This window comes from Belnapia arida, from assembly GCF_016773205.1.
Classification (GTDB): Bacteria; Pseudomonadota; Alphaproteobacteria; order Acetobacterales; family Acetobacteraceae; genus Belnapia; species Belnapia arida.
Genome location: NZ_JAETWB010000001.1, coordinates 306,318 through 320,330, shown reverse-complemented (window position 1 = coordinate 320,330; position 14,013 = coordinate 306,318). Strand labels below are relative to the sequence as shown.

Annotated in this window: 12 protein-coding genes; 9 read left to right on the top strand and 3 right to left on the bottom strand. The window is 67.8% G+C overall.

What is annotated here, in order from left to right:
- Nucleotides 1-83 precede the first annotated feature (83 nt).
- Genes JMJ56_RS01720 through JMJ56_RS01700 form a run of 5 tightly spaced genes read left to right on the top strand, consistent with a single transcriptional unit; the run spans nt 84 to nt 6,105 of the window.
- The gene (locus JMJ56_RS01720) at nt 84-1,754 is read left to right on the top strand and encodes a thiamine pyrophosphate-requiring protein (RefSeq protein ID WP_328702291.1); all 1,671 of its coding nucleotides are present in this window, start codon (nt 84-86) and stop codon (nt 1,752-1,754) included.
- 35 nt (nt 1,755-1,789) lie between these two features.
- Nucleotides 1,790-2,839 (top strand): ABC transporter ATP-binding protein, encoded by a 1,050-nt coding sequence (locus JMJ56_RS01715; protein WP_202829876.1) that lies wholly within the window; start codon nt 1,790-1,792, stop codon nt 2,837-2,839.
- A gap of 29 nt (nt 2,840-2,868) precedes the next feature.
- Nucleotides 2,869-4,197 carry an ABC transporter substrate-binding protein gene (locus JMJ56_RS01710; protein WP_202829875.1) on the top strand — a complete coding sequence of 443 codons (1,329 nt, stop codon included), beginning with the start codon at nt 2,869-2,871 and terminating at the stop codon, nt 4,195-4,197.
- Between the two features lie 50 nt (nt 4,198-4,247).
- Nucleotides 4,248-5,204 carry a carbohydrate ABC transporter permease gene (locus JMJ56_RS01705; protein WP_202829874.1) on the top strand — a complete coding sequence of 319 codons (957 nt, stop codon included), beginning with the start codon at nt 4,248-4,250 and terminating at the stop codon, nt 5,202-5,204.
- Nucleotides 5,197-6,105, top strand: a complete 909-nt coding sequence (locus JMJ56_RS01700) for a carbohydrate ABC transporter permease (protein ID WP_202829873.1) — start codon at nt 5,197-5,199, stop codon at nt 6,103-6,105. Before JMJ56_RS01705 ends, JMJ56_RS01700 begins: the two co-directional genes overlap by 8 nt.
- Before the next feature lie 4 nt (nt 6,106-6,109).
- On the opposite strand, the gene JMJ56_RS01695 is transcribed toward JMJ56_RS01700, so the two are convergent.
- Nucleotides 6,110-6,871 carry an SDR family oxidoreductase gene (locus tag JMJ56_RS01695; RefSeq protein ID WP_202829872.1) on the bottom strand — a complete coding sequence of 254 codons (762 nt, stop codon included), beginning with the start codon at nt 6,869-6,871 and terminating at the stop codon, nt 6,110-6,112.
- Between the two features lie 104 nt (nt 6,872-6,975).
- Between JMJ56_RS01695 and JMJ56_RS01690 the strand changes: the two genes are divergently transcribed.
- The 3 genes from JMJ56_RS01690 to JMJ56_RS01680 are packed head-to-tail and all read left to right on the top strand — an operon-like array spanning nt 6,976 to nt 9,971.
- The gene (locus JMJ56_RS01690; RefSeq protein ID WP_202829871.1) at nt 6,976-8,148 is read left to right on the top strand and encodes a mandelate racemase/muconate lactonizing enzyme family protein; all 1,173 of its coding nucleotides are present in this window, start codon (nt 6,976-6,978) and stop codon (nt 8,146-8,148) included.
- A 13-nt stretch (nt 8,149-8,161) separates the two neighbouring features.
- Nucleotides 8,162-9,205, top strand: a complete 1,044-nt coding sequence (locus JMJ56_RS01685) for a C-terminal binding protein (RefSeq protein ID WP_202829870.1) — start codon at nt 8,162-8,164, stop codon at nt 9,203-9,205.
- 13 nt (nt 9,206-9,218) lie between these two features.
- Entirely contained in the window at nt 9,219-9,971 is a 753-nt protein-coding gene (locus tag JMJ56_RS01680; RefSeq protein ID WP_202829869.1) for an SDR family oxidoreductase, read from the top strand.
- Nucleotides 9,972-9,974: 3 nt separating this feature from the next.
- Here JMJ56_RS01680 and JMJ56_RS34730 read toward each other — a convergent pair whose 3' ends face one another.
- Nucleotides 9,975-12,569, bottom strand: a complete 2,595-nt coding sequence (locus tag JMJ56_RS34730) for a hybrid sensor histidine kinase/response regulator (protein WP_202829868.1) — start codon at nt 12,567-12,569, stop codon at nt 9,975-9,977.
- A 40-nt stretch (nt 12,570-12,609) separates the two neighbouring features.
- On the opposite strand from JMJ56_RS34730, the gene JMJ56_RS01670 reads away from it, so the two are divergent.
- Nucleotides 12,610-13,437 carry a substrate-binding periplasmic protein gene (locus tag JMJ56_RS01670; RefSeq protein ID WP_202829867.1) on the top strand — a complete coding sequence of 276 codons (828 nt, stop codon included), beginning with the start codon at nt 12,610-12,612 and terminating at the stop codon, nt 13,435-13,437.
- Here the strand turns inward: JMJ56_RS01670 and JMJ56_RS01665 are convergent, their stop codons facing one another.
- A complete protein-coding gene (locus JMJ56_RS01665; protein ID WP_202829866.1) occupies nt 13,438-13,809 on the bottom strand; it encodes an Hpt domain-containing protein in 372 nt (123 codons plus the stop codon).
- Nucleotides 13,810-14,013 lie beyond the last annotated feature (204 nt).

Sequence of the window (14,013 nt, the reverse complement as noted above, 5' to 3'; positions counted from 1 at the left end):
GGAGGGCCGGTTGCGCATCCGGCCCGCCGGGGGTTAGGCTCACCTCCAAGGAAACGAATGCGGGGCCGGATGCCGGCGCCGCGATAAGGGCCGGGTGGCTCATATCGGGGGAGGATGACCCAATGAAGCTCGGCGACGCGATCGCAGAGATCATGAAGCGCGAGGGGATCGAGATCCTCACCGGCTATCCGGTGAACCATCTCATCGAGCACGCGGCGGCGCGCGACATCCGCCCGGTGATGGTCCGGCAGGAGCGCATCGGCCTGCACATGGCCGATGCCATCTCCCGCGTCACCTCCGGCCGCAAGCTCGGCGCCTTCTGCATGCAGCATGGGCCGGGCAGCGAGAATGCCTATGGCGGCGTCGCCCAGGCCTATGGCGAGAGCGTCCCGATCCTCGTCCTGCCGATGGGCTATCCGCGCCGCATCGCGCATGTCGACCCGAATTTCAACTCGACCGCGGCGATGCGCGGCATCACCAAGAGCGCCGAGCCGATCACCCTCGCCGCCGAGGTGCCGAACATCCTCCGCCGTGCCTTCACCCAGCTTCGCAACGGGCGCGGCGGCCCCGTGCTGGTCGAGATCCCGACCGACATGTGGAACGAGGAGGTGCCGGAGCCGCTCGACTACCAGCCGGTGATGGCGACGCGCTACGGGCCTGACCCAGCCGATGTGAAGCGCGCCGCGCGCTTGCTGGCCGATGCGAAGCGCCCGGTGATCTATGCCGGGACCGGCGTCCACTGGGCCCAGGCCTGGCCGCAGCTCAAGGCCCTCGCCGAGTTGCTGGCCGCGCCGGTGACGACCAGCCTCGGCGGCAAGTCCTCCTTCAACGAGGACCACCCGCTGAGCCTCGGCTCGGGCGGCCTTGCCATGCCGAAGCCGGTACGGCACTTCCTCGATGCGGCGGATGTGATCCTCGGCATCGGCTGCTCCTTCACCGAGACCAATTTCGGCGTCCGCATGCCGAAGGGCCCGCGCATCATCCACGCGACGCTCGACCCGATGCACCTCAACAAGGATGTGCGTGCCGAGATCGGCCTCATCGGCGATGCCGCGCTGACGCTCGACGCTCTGCTCGCCGAGCTCTCCGGCTTGGTCTCCTCACGGCGCGACCCGGCGCCCGTCGCCGCCGAGATCCAGTCCATCCGCGAGCCATGGCTGGCCGAATGGATGCCGAAGCTCACGCACAAGGACGCGCCGCTGAACCCCTACCGCGTCCTCTGGGACCTCCAGCACACGGTGGACCGCGACAACACCATCATCACCCATGACGCCGGCAGCCCACGCGACCAGCTCTCACCCTTCTGGAAGTCGACCACGCCCCTCTCCTATCTCGGCTGGGGCAAGACGACGCAGCTCGGCTACGGTCTCGGCCTGGCGATGGGTGCGAAGCTCGCCGCGCCCGAGAAGCTCTGCATCAATGTCTGGGGCGATGCCGCCATCGGCTTCACGGGCATGGATTTCGAGACCTGCGTGCGCGAGCGCATCCCGATCATGTCGGTCCTGCTCAACAACTTCTCCATGGCGATCGAGCTGAAGGTCATGCCCGTCAGCACGGAGAAGTACCGCAGCACCGACATCTCCGGCGACTATGCCGCCATGGCCCGCGCCTTCGGCGGCCATGGCGAGCGGGTAACGGACCCTGCCGAGATCATCCCCGCCATCCGGCGCGGCATCGAGAAGACGCGGCACGGCATCCCCGTGCTGCTCGAATTCATCACCTCGAAGGAGACGCAGGTCTCCCGCTTCGCCTGAACCAGAAGAACCGCTGCGTCCACCAGGGAGGACCAATGGCCACCGTCGAGATCCGCAATGTCCGGAAAGCCTTCGGCCCCGTGCAGGTGCTGCACGGCGTCAATGTCGATATCGCGGATGGGGAATTCGTGGTGCTGGTCGGGCCTTCCGGCTGCGGCAAGTCCACCCTGCTGCGCATGCTGGCCGGGCTCGAGAACATCACCAGCGGGGAGATCGCCATCGGCCCGCGCGTGGTGAACAACGTGCCGCCGAAGGACCGGGACATCGCCATGGTGTTCCAGAACTACGCGCTCTATCCCCACATGACCGTCTTCGACAACATGGCCTTCTCGATGAAGCTGGCCAAGGCGCCAAAGGAGGTGATGGAGCAGGAGGTCGGCCGGGCCGCCAAGATCCTGGGGCTGGAGGCGCTGCTGCAACGCTACCCGCGCCAGCTCTCCGGCGGCCAGCGCCAGCGCGTGGCCATGGGCCGCGCCATCGTCCGCAACCCGCAGGTCTTCCTCTTCGACGAGCCGCTCTCCAACCTCGACGCCAAGCTGCGCGTGCAGATGCGCGCCGAGATCAAGGAGCTGCACCAGCGCCTCCGCGTCACCACCGTCTACGTGACGCATGACCAGATCGAGGCCATGACCATGGCCGACAAGATCGTCGTGATGAATGGCGGCCATGTCGAGCAAGTTGGCCCCCCGCTCGAACTCTACGACCGCCCCGCCAACCTTTTCGTCGCCGGCTTCATCGGCTCGCCGGCGATGAACCTGGTGAAGGGCGGCCCCGGCGAGGGCGGCTTCCAGGCCGAAGGCGGCGCCGTTCTGCCGTTGCCGCAGAGCGCCCGCGGCGAGGCCAGCATCTACGGCATCCGCCCCGAGCACATCCAGCTCCGCGAGGACGGCATCCCGGCCACCGTCGTCCTCGTCGAGCCCACCGGCTCCGAGACCCAGGTCGTCGCCCGCATCGGCGAGACGCCGCTGACCTGCGCCTTCCGCGAACGCGTCACCGCCCGCCCGGGCGAGACCATCCGCATCATGCCCGAGATGGGGCTGGTGCATCTCTTCGAGTCCGGCTCCGGCCGGCGGCTTGCCGCATAATCAACAAGACCAAGGGGAAACGACAGGGAATGCACATCATCAACCGGCGCGCCGCGCTCAAGCTCGGCCTCTCCGCCGCCGCGCTCTCCGCCTTCCGCGCCTCCGCCCAGACGCCGATCCAGGCCGCCGACATGCCAGAGCCACGGCTGCAGATCGAGAGCGGCGCCACGCTTCGAATGCTGCGCCCCGTCCGCTTCGTCCAGCCGGATGAGGAGGTGTTCCGCGCCAATGCTGCAAAGTTCACGCAAAAGACCGGCGTGCAGGTCCGCGTCGACTTCGTCGGTTGGGAGGATATCACCCAGCAGACGGCGGTGACGGCCAATACCGGCGCCGGGCCGGACATGATCATCGGCTTCGGCGACGCGCCGCATATCTACCAGGACAAGTTGGTGGAGCTGACCGACGTCGCCGACTATCTCGGCAAGCGCTATGGCGGCTGGCTGGCACTGGCCGAGCGCTACGGCAAGAAGCACGGCACCAACAACTGGATCGGCCTTCCCTTCGGCGCGACGGCCGGCCCGACGGTGTACCGCAAATCGGCGGTGACCGCGGCTGGCTTCGACCGCATCCCGGACGACCATGCCGCCTATCTCGACCTCTGCAAGAAGCTCAAGGCTGCCGGAAAGCCCGCTGGCTTTGCCCTCGGCAACGCGGTCGGCGACGGCAACGGCTTCGCCAATTGGCTGATCTGGTCGCATGGCGGTTTCCTCGTCGACGAGGAGGGCAAGGTCGCGATCAACAGCAAGGAGACGCTCAACGCCCTCAATTACCTGAAGGAGCTGTACCCGACCTTCGTGCCGGGCACGCTGTCCTGGGGCGACATCAGCAACAACCGCGCCTATGCGGCGAGCGAATGCTGGATGACGTCTAACGGCGTCTCGCTCTATTTCAGCATCAAGAACGACCCGGCGACGGCACCCATCGCTCAGGACACCGAACATCAGGAACTGCCGAAGGGCGTCCTGAGCGCCTCGCCCATGGCGGGGTTGACGCTGAACGCCATGCTGTTCAAGCACAGCCGCTACCCGAATGCCTCCAAGGCCTTCCTGCAATTCATGCTGGAGCGGGAGCAGTACGATCCCTGGCTGAACGCGAACCTCGGCTACTGGGCGCATCCGCTGGCGAATTACGACGCCAGCGCGGTCTGGACCAGCGACCCGAAGGTGGCGCTGTTCAGGAACACCATGCGCAGCACCTTCTACAACGGCTACAAGGGCCCGCTCTCCGAGGCGACGGGCGCCGCGACGGCCGACTACGTCATGGTGCAGATGTGCGCCGCCGTCGCCTCCGGCCAGTCGACGCCCGAGGCCGCCGCGCGCGAGGCCGAGCGCCGCGCCCGCCGCTACTTCCGCCGCTGAGCCGCGCGGGCGGCGCCATCCCGGCGCCGCCCCCGACCGGGGAGCCACGCATGTCCGCCACTACCGCACCGGCCTGGACCAAGCCGCAGCAGCAAGCCAACTGGCTGGTCCGGCTGTTCGACTGGAAGCCCTTCCTCGCCTTCGCCTGCCTGCTGCCGGCGGCGGGGCTGCTGCTGGTCTTCCTCACCTATCCCTTGGGCCTCGGCATCTGGCTCGCCTTCACCGACACCACGATCGGCCGCAGCGGCTACTGGGTCGGAATCGAGAATTTCCAGTATCTACTGGAAGATCCTTTGTGGTGGAACGCCGTCTTCTACAGCGTCTTCTACACAGGCATCGCGACCATCGGGAAATTCGCCCTCGGCCTTTGGCTGGCGCTGCTGCTGAACAACCACCTGCCCTTCAAGTCGCTGCTGCGGGCCATCATCCTGCTGCCCTGGATCGTGCCGACGGTGCTCTCCGCCATTGCCTTCTGGTGGATCTACGACCCGCAATTCTCGATCATCTCCTTCCTGCTGGTCGACAAGCTCGGCATTCTCGACAACTACATCGACTTCCTCGGCAGCGCCTGGCCGGCGCGCTTCTCGCTGATCGCGGCGAATATCTGGCGCGGCATTCCCTTCGTCGCCATCTCGCTGCTGGCCGGGCTGCAGACCATTTCGCCCTCGCTCTACGAGGCGGCGCTGCTCGACGGTTCCACCGGATGGCAGCGCTTCCGCTACATCACCTTCCCGATGTTGATGCCGATCCTGGCGATCGTGATGACCTTCAGCATCATCTTCACCTTCACCGACTTCCAGCTCGTCTATGCCATCACCCGCGGTGGCCCGGTGAACTCGACGCATCTGCTTGCGACGCTCGCCTTCCAGCGCGGCATCCCCGGCGGGCAGCTCGGCGAAGGTGCGGCGATCGCCGTCTCGATGATCCCCTTCCTCGTCTTCGCAACGCTCTTCAGCTATTTCGGCCTGGCCCGGCGCAAGTGGCAGCAAGGAGAAGGCAATGACTGACGCCGCCGTACTGCCCGAGGCCCCGCAGAGCAACACCGCCACCGCCCAGCCCGAGGCCATGGCCTGGGACAACAAGGCGCGGCGGATGGTGACGATCTACCTGCCGCTTGCCTGCTTCCTCCTCATCCTGCTCTTTCCCTTCTACTGGATGACGGTGACGGCCTTCAAACCGAATGCCGAGCTCTTCGACTACAAGACCTACAACCCCTTCTGGATCGGCTCGCCGACGCTCGATCACATCAAGCACCTGTTGTTCAACACGGCCTATCCGCACTGGCTGGTGACGACGATGACGGTGGCGGTCTGCGCCACCTTTCTCTCGCTCTTCGCCTCGACGCTCGCGGCTTATGCGATCCAGCGGCTGCGCTTCAAGGGCAGCCAGTATGTCGGGCTGGCGATCTACCTCGCCTATCTCGTGCCGCCTTCCATCCTCTTCATCCCGCTGGCGACGATGGTCTTCCGCCTGGGGCTCTTCGACAGCCCGCTGGCGCTGATCCTCACCTACCCGACCTTCCTCGTGCCCTTCTGCACCTGGCTGCTGATCGGTTACTTCAAGTCGATCCCCTACGAGCTCGAGGAATGCGCCCTGATCGACGGCGCGACGCGCTTGCAGATCCTGCGCCAGATCACCCTGCCCCTCGCCGTGCCGGGGCTGATCTCGGCCGGCATCTTCAGCTTCACGCTGTCCTGGAACGAGTTCATCTATGCTCTCGCCTTCATCCAGAGCAGCGAGAACAAGACCGTCCCGGTGGCGATCCTCACCGAACTGGTCTCCGGCGATGTCTATCAGTGGGGCGCGCTGATGGCGGGCAGCCTGCTCGGCTCGCTGCCCGTCGCCATCTTCTATTCCTTCTTTGTCGACTACTACGTTTCCTCCCTCACCGGTGCGGTGAAGGAGTAGCCGGCTACAGCTTCCGACCCAGCGCCGCGACATAGCCGCGGTTATGGGTCGGGGTGAGCCAGACCTCGTTCATCGTCACATGCGGCGGCAGCGTCGCCACGGTGAGCAGCAACTCGGCGCAATCGGCGGGCTGCAGCATCTGGTTCAGCTCCTCCTGGCTCAGCGGGTTCGGCCGCTTCTTCAGGATCTCGGTGTTCACTTCGCCAGGGCAGAAGGCGGTGGAGCGGATGCCGTTGACGCATTCCTCCATATTGATGCTGTGGCTCATGGCGACGACGCCGTGCTTCGCCGCCGAGTAGCCGCCGCCGCTCATCACGCCGACATGCCGGCCGGCCATGGAAGCGGTATGGATCATTACCCCGCCGCCCTGCTGGCGCATCACTGGCAGCACCGCTCGCGCCACGTAGAAGGCGGAGGAGAGGTTACCCTGGATCAGCTCGTCGATTCCCTCGGGCATCAGCTTGCTCCAGCTCCGTTCCACCACATTAAGTCCGGCATTGCTCACCAGCAGGTCGAGCCGCCCGAATTCCTGCCCAATGCCATCGGCGACCTTCTGCACCTCCGCCGCCTTCATCAGGTCGGCCGGCCGCACATGCGCCGTGCCGCCGGCAGCGCGGATGCGCCCGGCCACCGCCTCCAGCTTCTCCGCCCGGCGTCCGGTCAGGATCGTCACGGCGCCTTCGGCGGCGAAACGCTCCGCCACAGCCTCACCGATGCCGCTGCCGGCTCCGGTCACCCAGGCGATCTTGCCACTCAGCTTGCCCATCGCATCCTCCCTCAATGAAGGCAGGCTAACCCCGCCCCGGCGTCTTGTGGAGCCGCCGCGGCCATGCTTCGCTTGGCGCCAGGGGTGAGGAAGCGGAGGATGCGATGAAGATCGCCCGGATCGAGACGCTGCGCGCGGATGCCGGCTGGCGGCTGTTCTCCTTCCTCAAGGTCACGACGGATGACGGCCTCACCGGCTGGTCCGAATACAATGAGAGCTTTGGCAGCACCGGCCTCTCCGCCGTCATCGAGGGCCTCTCGCCTCTTGTCATCGGCCGCGACCCGACCCGCTGGGAGGAGGTGACGGCCTGGTTGCATGTCATGACCCGCCAGTCCCGGGGCGGACTGAACCAGCAGGCCATCGCCGCGATCGAGAATGCGTTGCTCGACATCGCCGCCCGCGCCCGCGGCATCTCCGTCGCCGCCCTGTTCGGCGGCCCGATCCGCGAGCGCATCCCCGTCTATTGGTCGCATTTCGGCAGCTACCGCGTGCGCAACGCCAAGCACATGGGCGTGCCGCCGCTGTCCGACTACGAGGAAGTCGCCCGCCACGCCGCCGAGGTGACGGCGATGGGCTTCCGCGGCCTCAAGACCAACATCCTCATCCCCGGCGCGGACGGGCTGCTCTACCAGTACTCCCCCGGTTTCGGGCGCCATGCCGGCTGGCCGGAGCTGAACTGGGACAATCGGACGCTGGCCCAGCTAAGACACCATCTTCGCACGATCCGAGATGCCGTGGGTCCGGAGATGGACATCCATCTCGACACCAATTTCCACTTCCGCACCGAGGGCTTCCAGCGCGTTGCCGAGGCCGTCGCCGAATTCGACCTGACCTGGCTTGAGATCGACAGCCATGACGCGGCGGCACTGGCGACGATCAAGCGCATGGCCCCCTGCCCCATCGCCTCCTGTGAAACGCTGCACGGTCGCCGTGAATTCCGGCCCTTCCTCGAGCACTACGCCATGGATGTCGGCATCGTCGACGTCATATGGAACGGCCTCGCGGAATCGATGAAGATCGCCGCCATGTGCGACGTCTATGAGGTCAACTGCGCACCGCACAACTTCTACGGCAACCTGTGCAGCATGATCAGCGCCACCTTCAGCGCCTGCATCCCCAATCTCCGCGTCATGGAGATTGACATCGACAGCGTCTCCTGGCGCGACGAATTCACGCCGCCGCCGGTGATCGAGAATGGCGAGCTGGTGATGCCGACCGGCCCCGGCTGGGGCGTCGAGGTGAACGAGGCCGCCATCCGCGCGCGGCCGCCGAAGTAAGAGGGACGTACCCATGGCCAAATACCGAATCGTCACGCCGGCCGGCGCCAGCTTCACCGTCGCCGGCGGCGGCTACGCGCTGGAGAGCGAGGCGCTGGACGGGCTCGACGCCGAGATCGTCGAAGCCCCGACCGACACCGCCGGCTTCATTGCCGCCGCCAAGGATGCCGATGCCATCTACGCCAAGGGCATCCCCATCACCAAGGAGATCATCGACGCACTGCAAAGCTGCAAGGTCATCACCCTCGGCAGCGTCGGCGTCGACAGCGTCGACGTGAAGGCGGCGACCGCGCGCGGCATTCCAGTCACCAACATCCCGGACACCTTCATCGAGGAGGTTGCCGACCATGCGATGACCCTGCTGCTGGCCGGCTTCCGCCGCCTGATCGAGCAGGACGAGATGGTGCGCGACGGCCGCTGGAAGGAAGGCCGCCCGGCGCTTCTGAAGATTCCCCGCCTGATGGGCCAGACCCTCGGCTTCATCTCCTTCGGCCGCGTCGCCCGCGCCGTCGCCCGTCGCGCCGCGCCCTTCGGCCTGCGGATGATGGCCTATGATCCCTTCGTCGAGGAGATGCAGATCTCCGAATACGGCGTGCAGCCGGCGACGCTCACCGAAGTGCTCTCGCAATCCGACTTCGTCAGCATGCACGCCCCGGCGCGGCCCGAGGTGCATCACATGCTGAAGGAGCAGCATTTCCGCCTGATGAAGCCCTCCGCGGTCTTCATCAATACCGGCCGCGGCCCGACCGTGCAGGAGGAGGCGCTGATCAAGGCGCTGCAGGAGGGCTGGATCGCCCATGCCGCGCTCGACGTGCTGGAGGTGGAGCCGCCCTCGCACAACAACCCGCTGCTACGCATGGAGAACGTGACGCTGACCGCCCATGTCGCCAGCGCCAGCGCCCGGTTCGACGAGGCCCGCAAGCGCCGCGTCGGCAGCGAGCTGGCCCTCGTCCTCCAGGGCAAGTGGCCGATGAGTTGCGTCAACCCGTCCGTGCTCCAGAATACCCAGCTTCGCCGCTGGCAGCCCATCGGCATGGGCCGCGGCCCGAACAGCTAGGAAAGACACAGCCATGACCACCCAATATGCCGTCGTCACCGGCGCGGGCTCCGGCGTCGGTCGCGCCGCGGCGCTCGCCCTGCTCGGCGGCGGCTGGACCGTCGCCCTCGCCGGCCGGCGCCGCGACGCGTTGGAGGAGACGGTGGGCCTCGCCGGCGACGCCGCCTCGCGCGCCATCCCCGTGCCCACCGATGTCGGCGACCCGCAATCCGTCAACGCCCTGTTCGACAAGCTGAAGGCGGATTGGGGCCGCCTCGACTTCCTCTTCAACAATGCCGGCGGCAACGTTCCCGCCGGCCCGATCGAGGACCTTGCCTATGAGGACTGGGCCCGCGTCGTCCAGGTGAACCTGACCGGCAGCTTCCTCTGCGCCCAGGCCGCCTTCCGCATCATGAAGCAGCAATCCCCGCAGGGCGGCCGCATCGTCAACAACGGCAGCATCAGCGCCCATGTGCCACGGCCGGAGAGCGTCGCCTACACCTCGACCAAGCACGCCATCACCGGCCTCACCAAGACGCTGGCGCTCGACGGCCGCGCCTTCGACATCGTCAGCGGCCAGATCGACATCGGCAATGCGGCGACGCCGATGACCGCCCGCATGGCCAAGGGCGTGAAGCAGCCCAGTGGCGAGATGAAGGTGGAGCCCACCTTCGACGTCGCCCATGTCGGCAGCACGATCCTGATGATGGCGAACCTGCCGCTGGATGCGAACATCCAGTTCGTTACCATTGCCGCGTCCAAGATGCCCTGGATCGCCCGCGGGTAAGCCTCAGGCTGGCCGTGCCGGTTCGATCAAGCCGAGCATGGCCAGCAGCGCCGCCCGCTGGACCGGCTTGCCGAGATACTCGTCCATCCCGGCATCCCGGCACTGCCGTTCGAAGACCGGGCCGACCGCCGCCGTCAGCCCGATAATCTTGGTCCGCCGGTTCGGCCCGGTGCTGCGGCGGATCTGGCGCGTCGCCTCCAGCCCGTCCATCACCGGCATCTGCAGGTCCATCAGGATCACGTCGAATGCTTCACGCCGCGCCGCCGCCACCGCCTCGGCCCCGTCCGGCGCCACCTCGACCTCGCACCCGGCGCGCTGGAGGATAGTGCGCATGACAAGTTGGTTGGTGGCGTTGTCCTCCACCAGCAACGCCTTGAGCCCCAGCGCCTCCGCCGTGGGGGCCGCCACCGGGGCCGGCCGCGCAGCCTCCGTCCCGCCCAGCGCCTGGGCCAGAGCCTCGCGGAACCGCCCAGGCAGGGCCGGCTTCAGCAGCACCGCCTCCACCAGCCCAGGCGGCGGCGGATCGCGCACCGCCTCGCCTGCGCTGGCGCAGAGAATGATCGCCGGCCGCGCCTCGCCCGCTGCCGCCCGGATGCGCCGCGCCAGCTCCTGCCCCTCCTCGCCTGGCAGGTCGGCATCCACCACGACGGCGGCGAAGGGCCGGCCAGCGGCCCGCCCTTCCTCCAGCGCGGCAAGCGCCGCCTCCCCCGCCTCAACCGCCGCGGATTCGGCGCCGAGCACCATCAGCTGACGCGTCAGGATCTCACGGTTGAGCGCCAGGTCGTCGACCACCAGCACCCGCTTGCCCGCGAGCGGCCGCGATTCGCGCGCCTCCCCCGCCTGCTCCGGCGCCACGCCGACCAGCAGGTCGAAGCGGAAGACGCTGCCCCCGCCCGGCCGCTGCGCCGCGCCAATGCTGCCACCCATGCCCTCCACCAACTTGCGGCAGCTGGCGAGGCCGAGCCCGGTGCCGCCGTATTTGCGGCTGATCGAGGCATCGGCCTGGGTGAAGCGTTCGAAGAGCAGCGGAATCTTCTCCGGCTCGAGCCCGATGCCGGTATCGCTGACCCGGCAGGCGAGGCGCCATCCCTCGCCCTCGCGCTCGGCCGAAAGTCCCAGCTCGATCCAGCCGGCCTCGGTGAATTTCACCGCATTGCCGACCAGGTTGAACAGCAGCTGCCGGAACCGCCCGGGGTCCCCCACCACCCGCACCGGCATGCTGGGCGAAAGGGAGCAGACCAGCTCCACCCCATTCGCCGCCGCCTTGGGCGCGAAGAGCTCGACGATGGTAGAAAGCTCCGTCTCGATGGTGAAGGGCACCTCCTCGCGCTCCATCATCCCCGCCTCGATTTTCGAGAAGTCGAGGATGTCGTTCAGCACCATCAGCAGGTGCTCGGCTGAGCCAGCGATGGTCTGCGCATACCGCCGCTGCACCGGGTCGAGCTCGGTGTCCAGCAGCAGGCCGGACATGCCGATGACGCCGTTCATCGGCGTGCGGATCTCGTGGCTCATGGCGGCGAGGAAGTCCTCCTTCGCCCGGCTGGCGGCGACAGCCTCCTGCTCGCTGCGGGCAAGCCGGGTGCCCTGGCGCTGCAGCGTCTCGGCCAGCCGCACCATCATCCAGAGCGCCGCCAGCGTGGCGGCCGCCGCCGCGCCCACGCCGCCGCCGAGCACCAGCCCGAGCTGGCGCAGCGCTGCGAAGGCATCCGCCCTGGCCCGCGCCACCTCGACGACGAAGCTGCCCTGCCGGGTTACCGCGAAGCTGGCGATCACCGGCCTGCCGTCCTGGTCCAGCCCCTGGAAGGTGCCGATCTCCCGCCGCGGCAGGAAGTCGCGGAACAGCCAGGCGCTGGAATGGAGTTGCCCGACGCCCCGGGTGCTGCCGTCGGAGCGGGCGAGGAGCTGCCCGCTGGTCGAGTGCAGCCGCACGGTGACGCCGAAGGCCTCGGCATAGCGGCGCGAGACGCCGTTGAAGTAGTCGAGGTTCAGCAGCGCGACGGCCGCCCCTTCGAATTCCCCGCGTGACGAGCGCAGCGCGCGGGCGAGCGGGATGGTCCAGAGCCGGCTCTCGAGGATCGCCGCACTGCCGGTGCCGAGATAGCGCCCCGCCTCCGGCGCCCCGAGGCGAATCGGCTGGCCGCCGAAGCGCAGCACGCGGAACCACTCCCGCTCCCCGACCGTGAGTTCGCGCAGGGAATCGACCGTGGCCTGGGTCACCCGTCCCGCGGCGTCGGTCACGACCATGGCGCGAATTTGCGCCAGGTCGCGCAGCCGATTGGCCATGGTTTCGCCGAAGGCGCCCGGTCCCGGCTCGCGCGGGCTCTCCGCCATGTCGTTGAGGATCAACTCCACGGTCTGGGTCGCGCGGGTGAGCTGGTCGGACAGTGCGGCGGCGACGCTCTGGGTCAACTTCTCGGCCTCGGCCAACGCATCCTGCTGGCCGCGCCGGAGGACGATGCCGTAAATCACCACCAGGCAGGCGGCGACCAGGATCGCCCCGGCGCCGAACAGCAACCAGGGCCGCGGCTCCGCCGGCTTGGAGGCGCCAAGACGGAGGGACCGGCGGATGAGGGCGTCCAGTTTCGCAAAAAGGTGCATTGCCGCATCCCTTATTGCACCATTGGTATGGTTTTTCGAGATGAATGCGGCCCTCGGCCAAGCGACGAACCGCCCGGGTGCCCGGCCGCCCGTCGCAATCCCCGCTCCGGCCCCGGCCCGCCCCGCCACCGAGCCGCCGGCCGTGCCCGACCGCCTTTCCCTCATCCGCAGCCGGGGCGAGATCGCCATCTGCATCTGGCCGGACTACTTCGCCGTCAGCTACCGCAACCCGCGCAACAGCGAGTTGGAAGGGCTCGACATCGACATGGCGCGGGCGCTTGCCAATCGCCTGCTGGTCCAGCCGCGTTTCGTCGAGACGAATTTCGCCGAGTTCATGGACAGGATCGAGGCCGGTACCTGCGACATCGCCATGATGGGGGTTGGCATCTCAACCACCCGGCAGCAGCGCGTCGCCTTCTCCAAGCCCTACATGACCAGCGCGGTCCATGCGGTGACGACGCGGGAGAGCAACCGCATCACCCGCTGGGAGGACATCGACACGGTCGGCACCGTGGTCGCCGTCGCCGCCGGCACGCTGATGGAGCCGCTCTTGCGCCGCAGCCTGAAGGCGGCCGAGCTGCTCGTCGTCCGGCCGCCGCGCACCCGCGAGTCGGAGCTTCAGGCCGGCCGCGCCGACGTCTTCATGAGCGACTTCGCCTATACCCGCCGCATGGTGACGGTGCATGACTGGGCACGGGTAATCGAGCCGCCGGACCGCTTCGGCGAGGCGCTATACGCCTATGCCGTACCACGGGGGGATGCGCCCTGGGTGGCCGAGGTGAACGGATTTCTCACCGTCGCCAAAGTCGACGGCACCTTGGCCCGCGCCGGCACCCGGCACGGGCTGAGCGCGGCACTGGTCTACTGATCAACCCTGGCCGAGGGCCGCCAGAGCCTTCGCCACCTCGCCCGGCAACCTGCCGAGCGCGCCATGCAGCCCGCCGGAATCCTGCTGCCGCGCGGCCATCTCCACCGTCAGCAGATCCTCGGCGAGCACGCCGAGGCCGAAATTGGCGGCGACGCCGCGCAGGGCATGGGCCTCGGACAACAGAGTGCGAAAATCCCCGGCCGCGGCGGCGGCCTGGATGCGCGGATGGCGCTCCCGCAACTCCTCGGCGCAGAGCCCGGCCAGGACGGGGCCATAAAGGGCGGCGAGCGAGGCTTGGTCGTTCGGCATGGCGGCGACCTCCCGGCCGGGCTGGAAGCCGGTTGTGACACGGCCCTGGCTTCGATCAAGCATGCGGCGTACCTCCGGCCAAAGGATCGGGCCAGACACCGGCCCTTGAAACAGCCGAAGCAAGCCGGAGTTCGCACGGGACCGACAGATGCGGGAGCATTCTGCGGTCCCGCGACGTCTTCGCGCCCCTTCGACACGTCGGACGCGACTAAACACGAAACCGCCACTACCAGCAAGTGTGCCGCAGTCGAAATGAACACGCTGGGG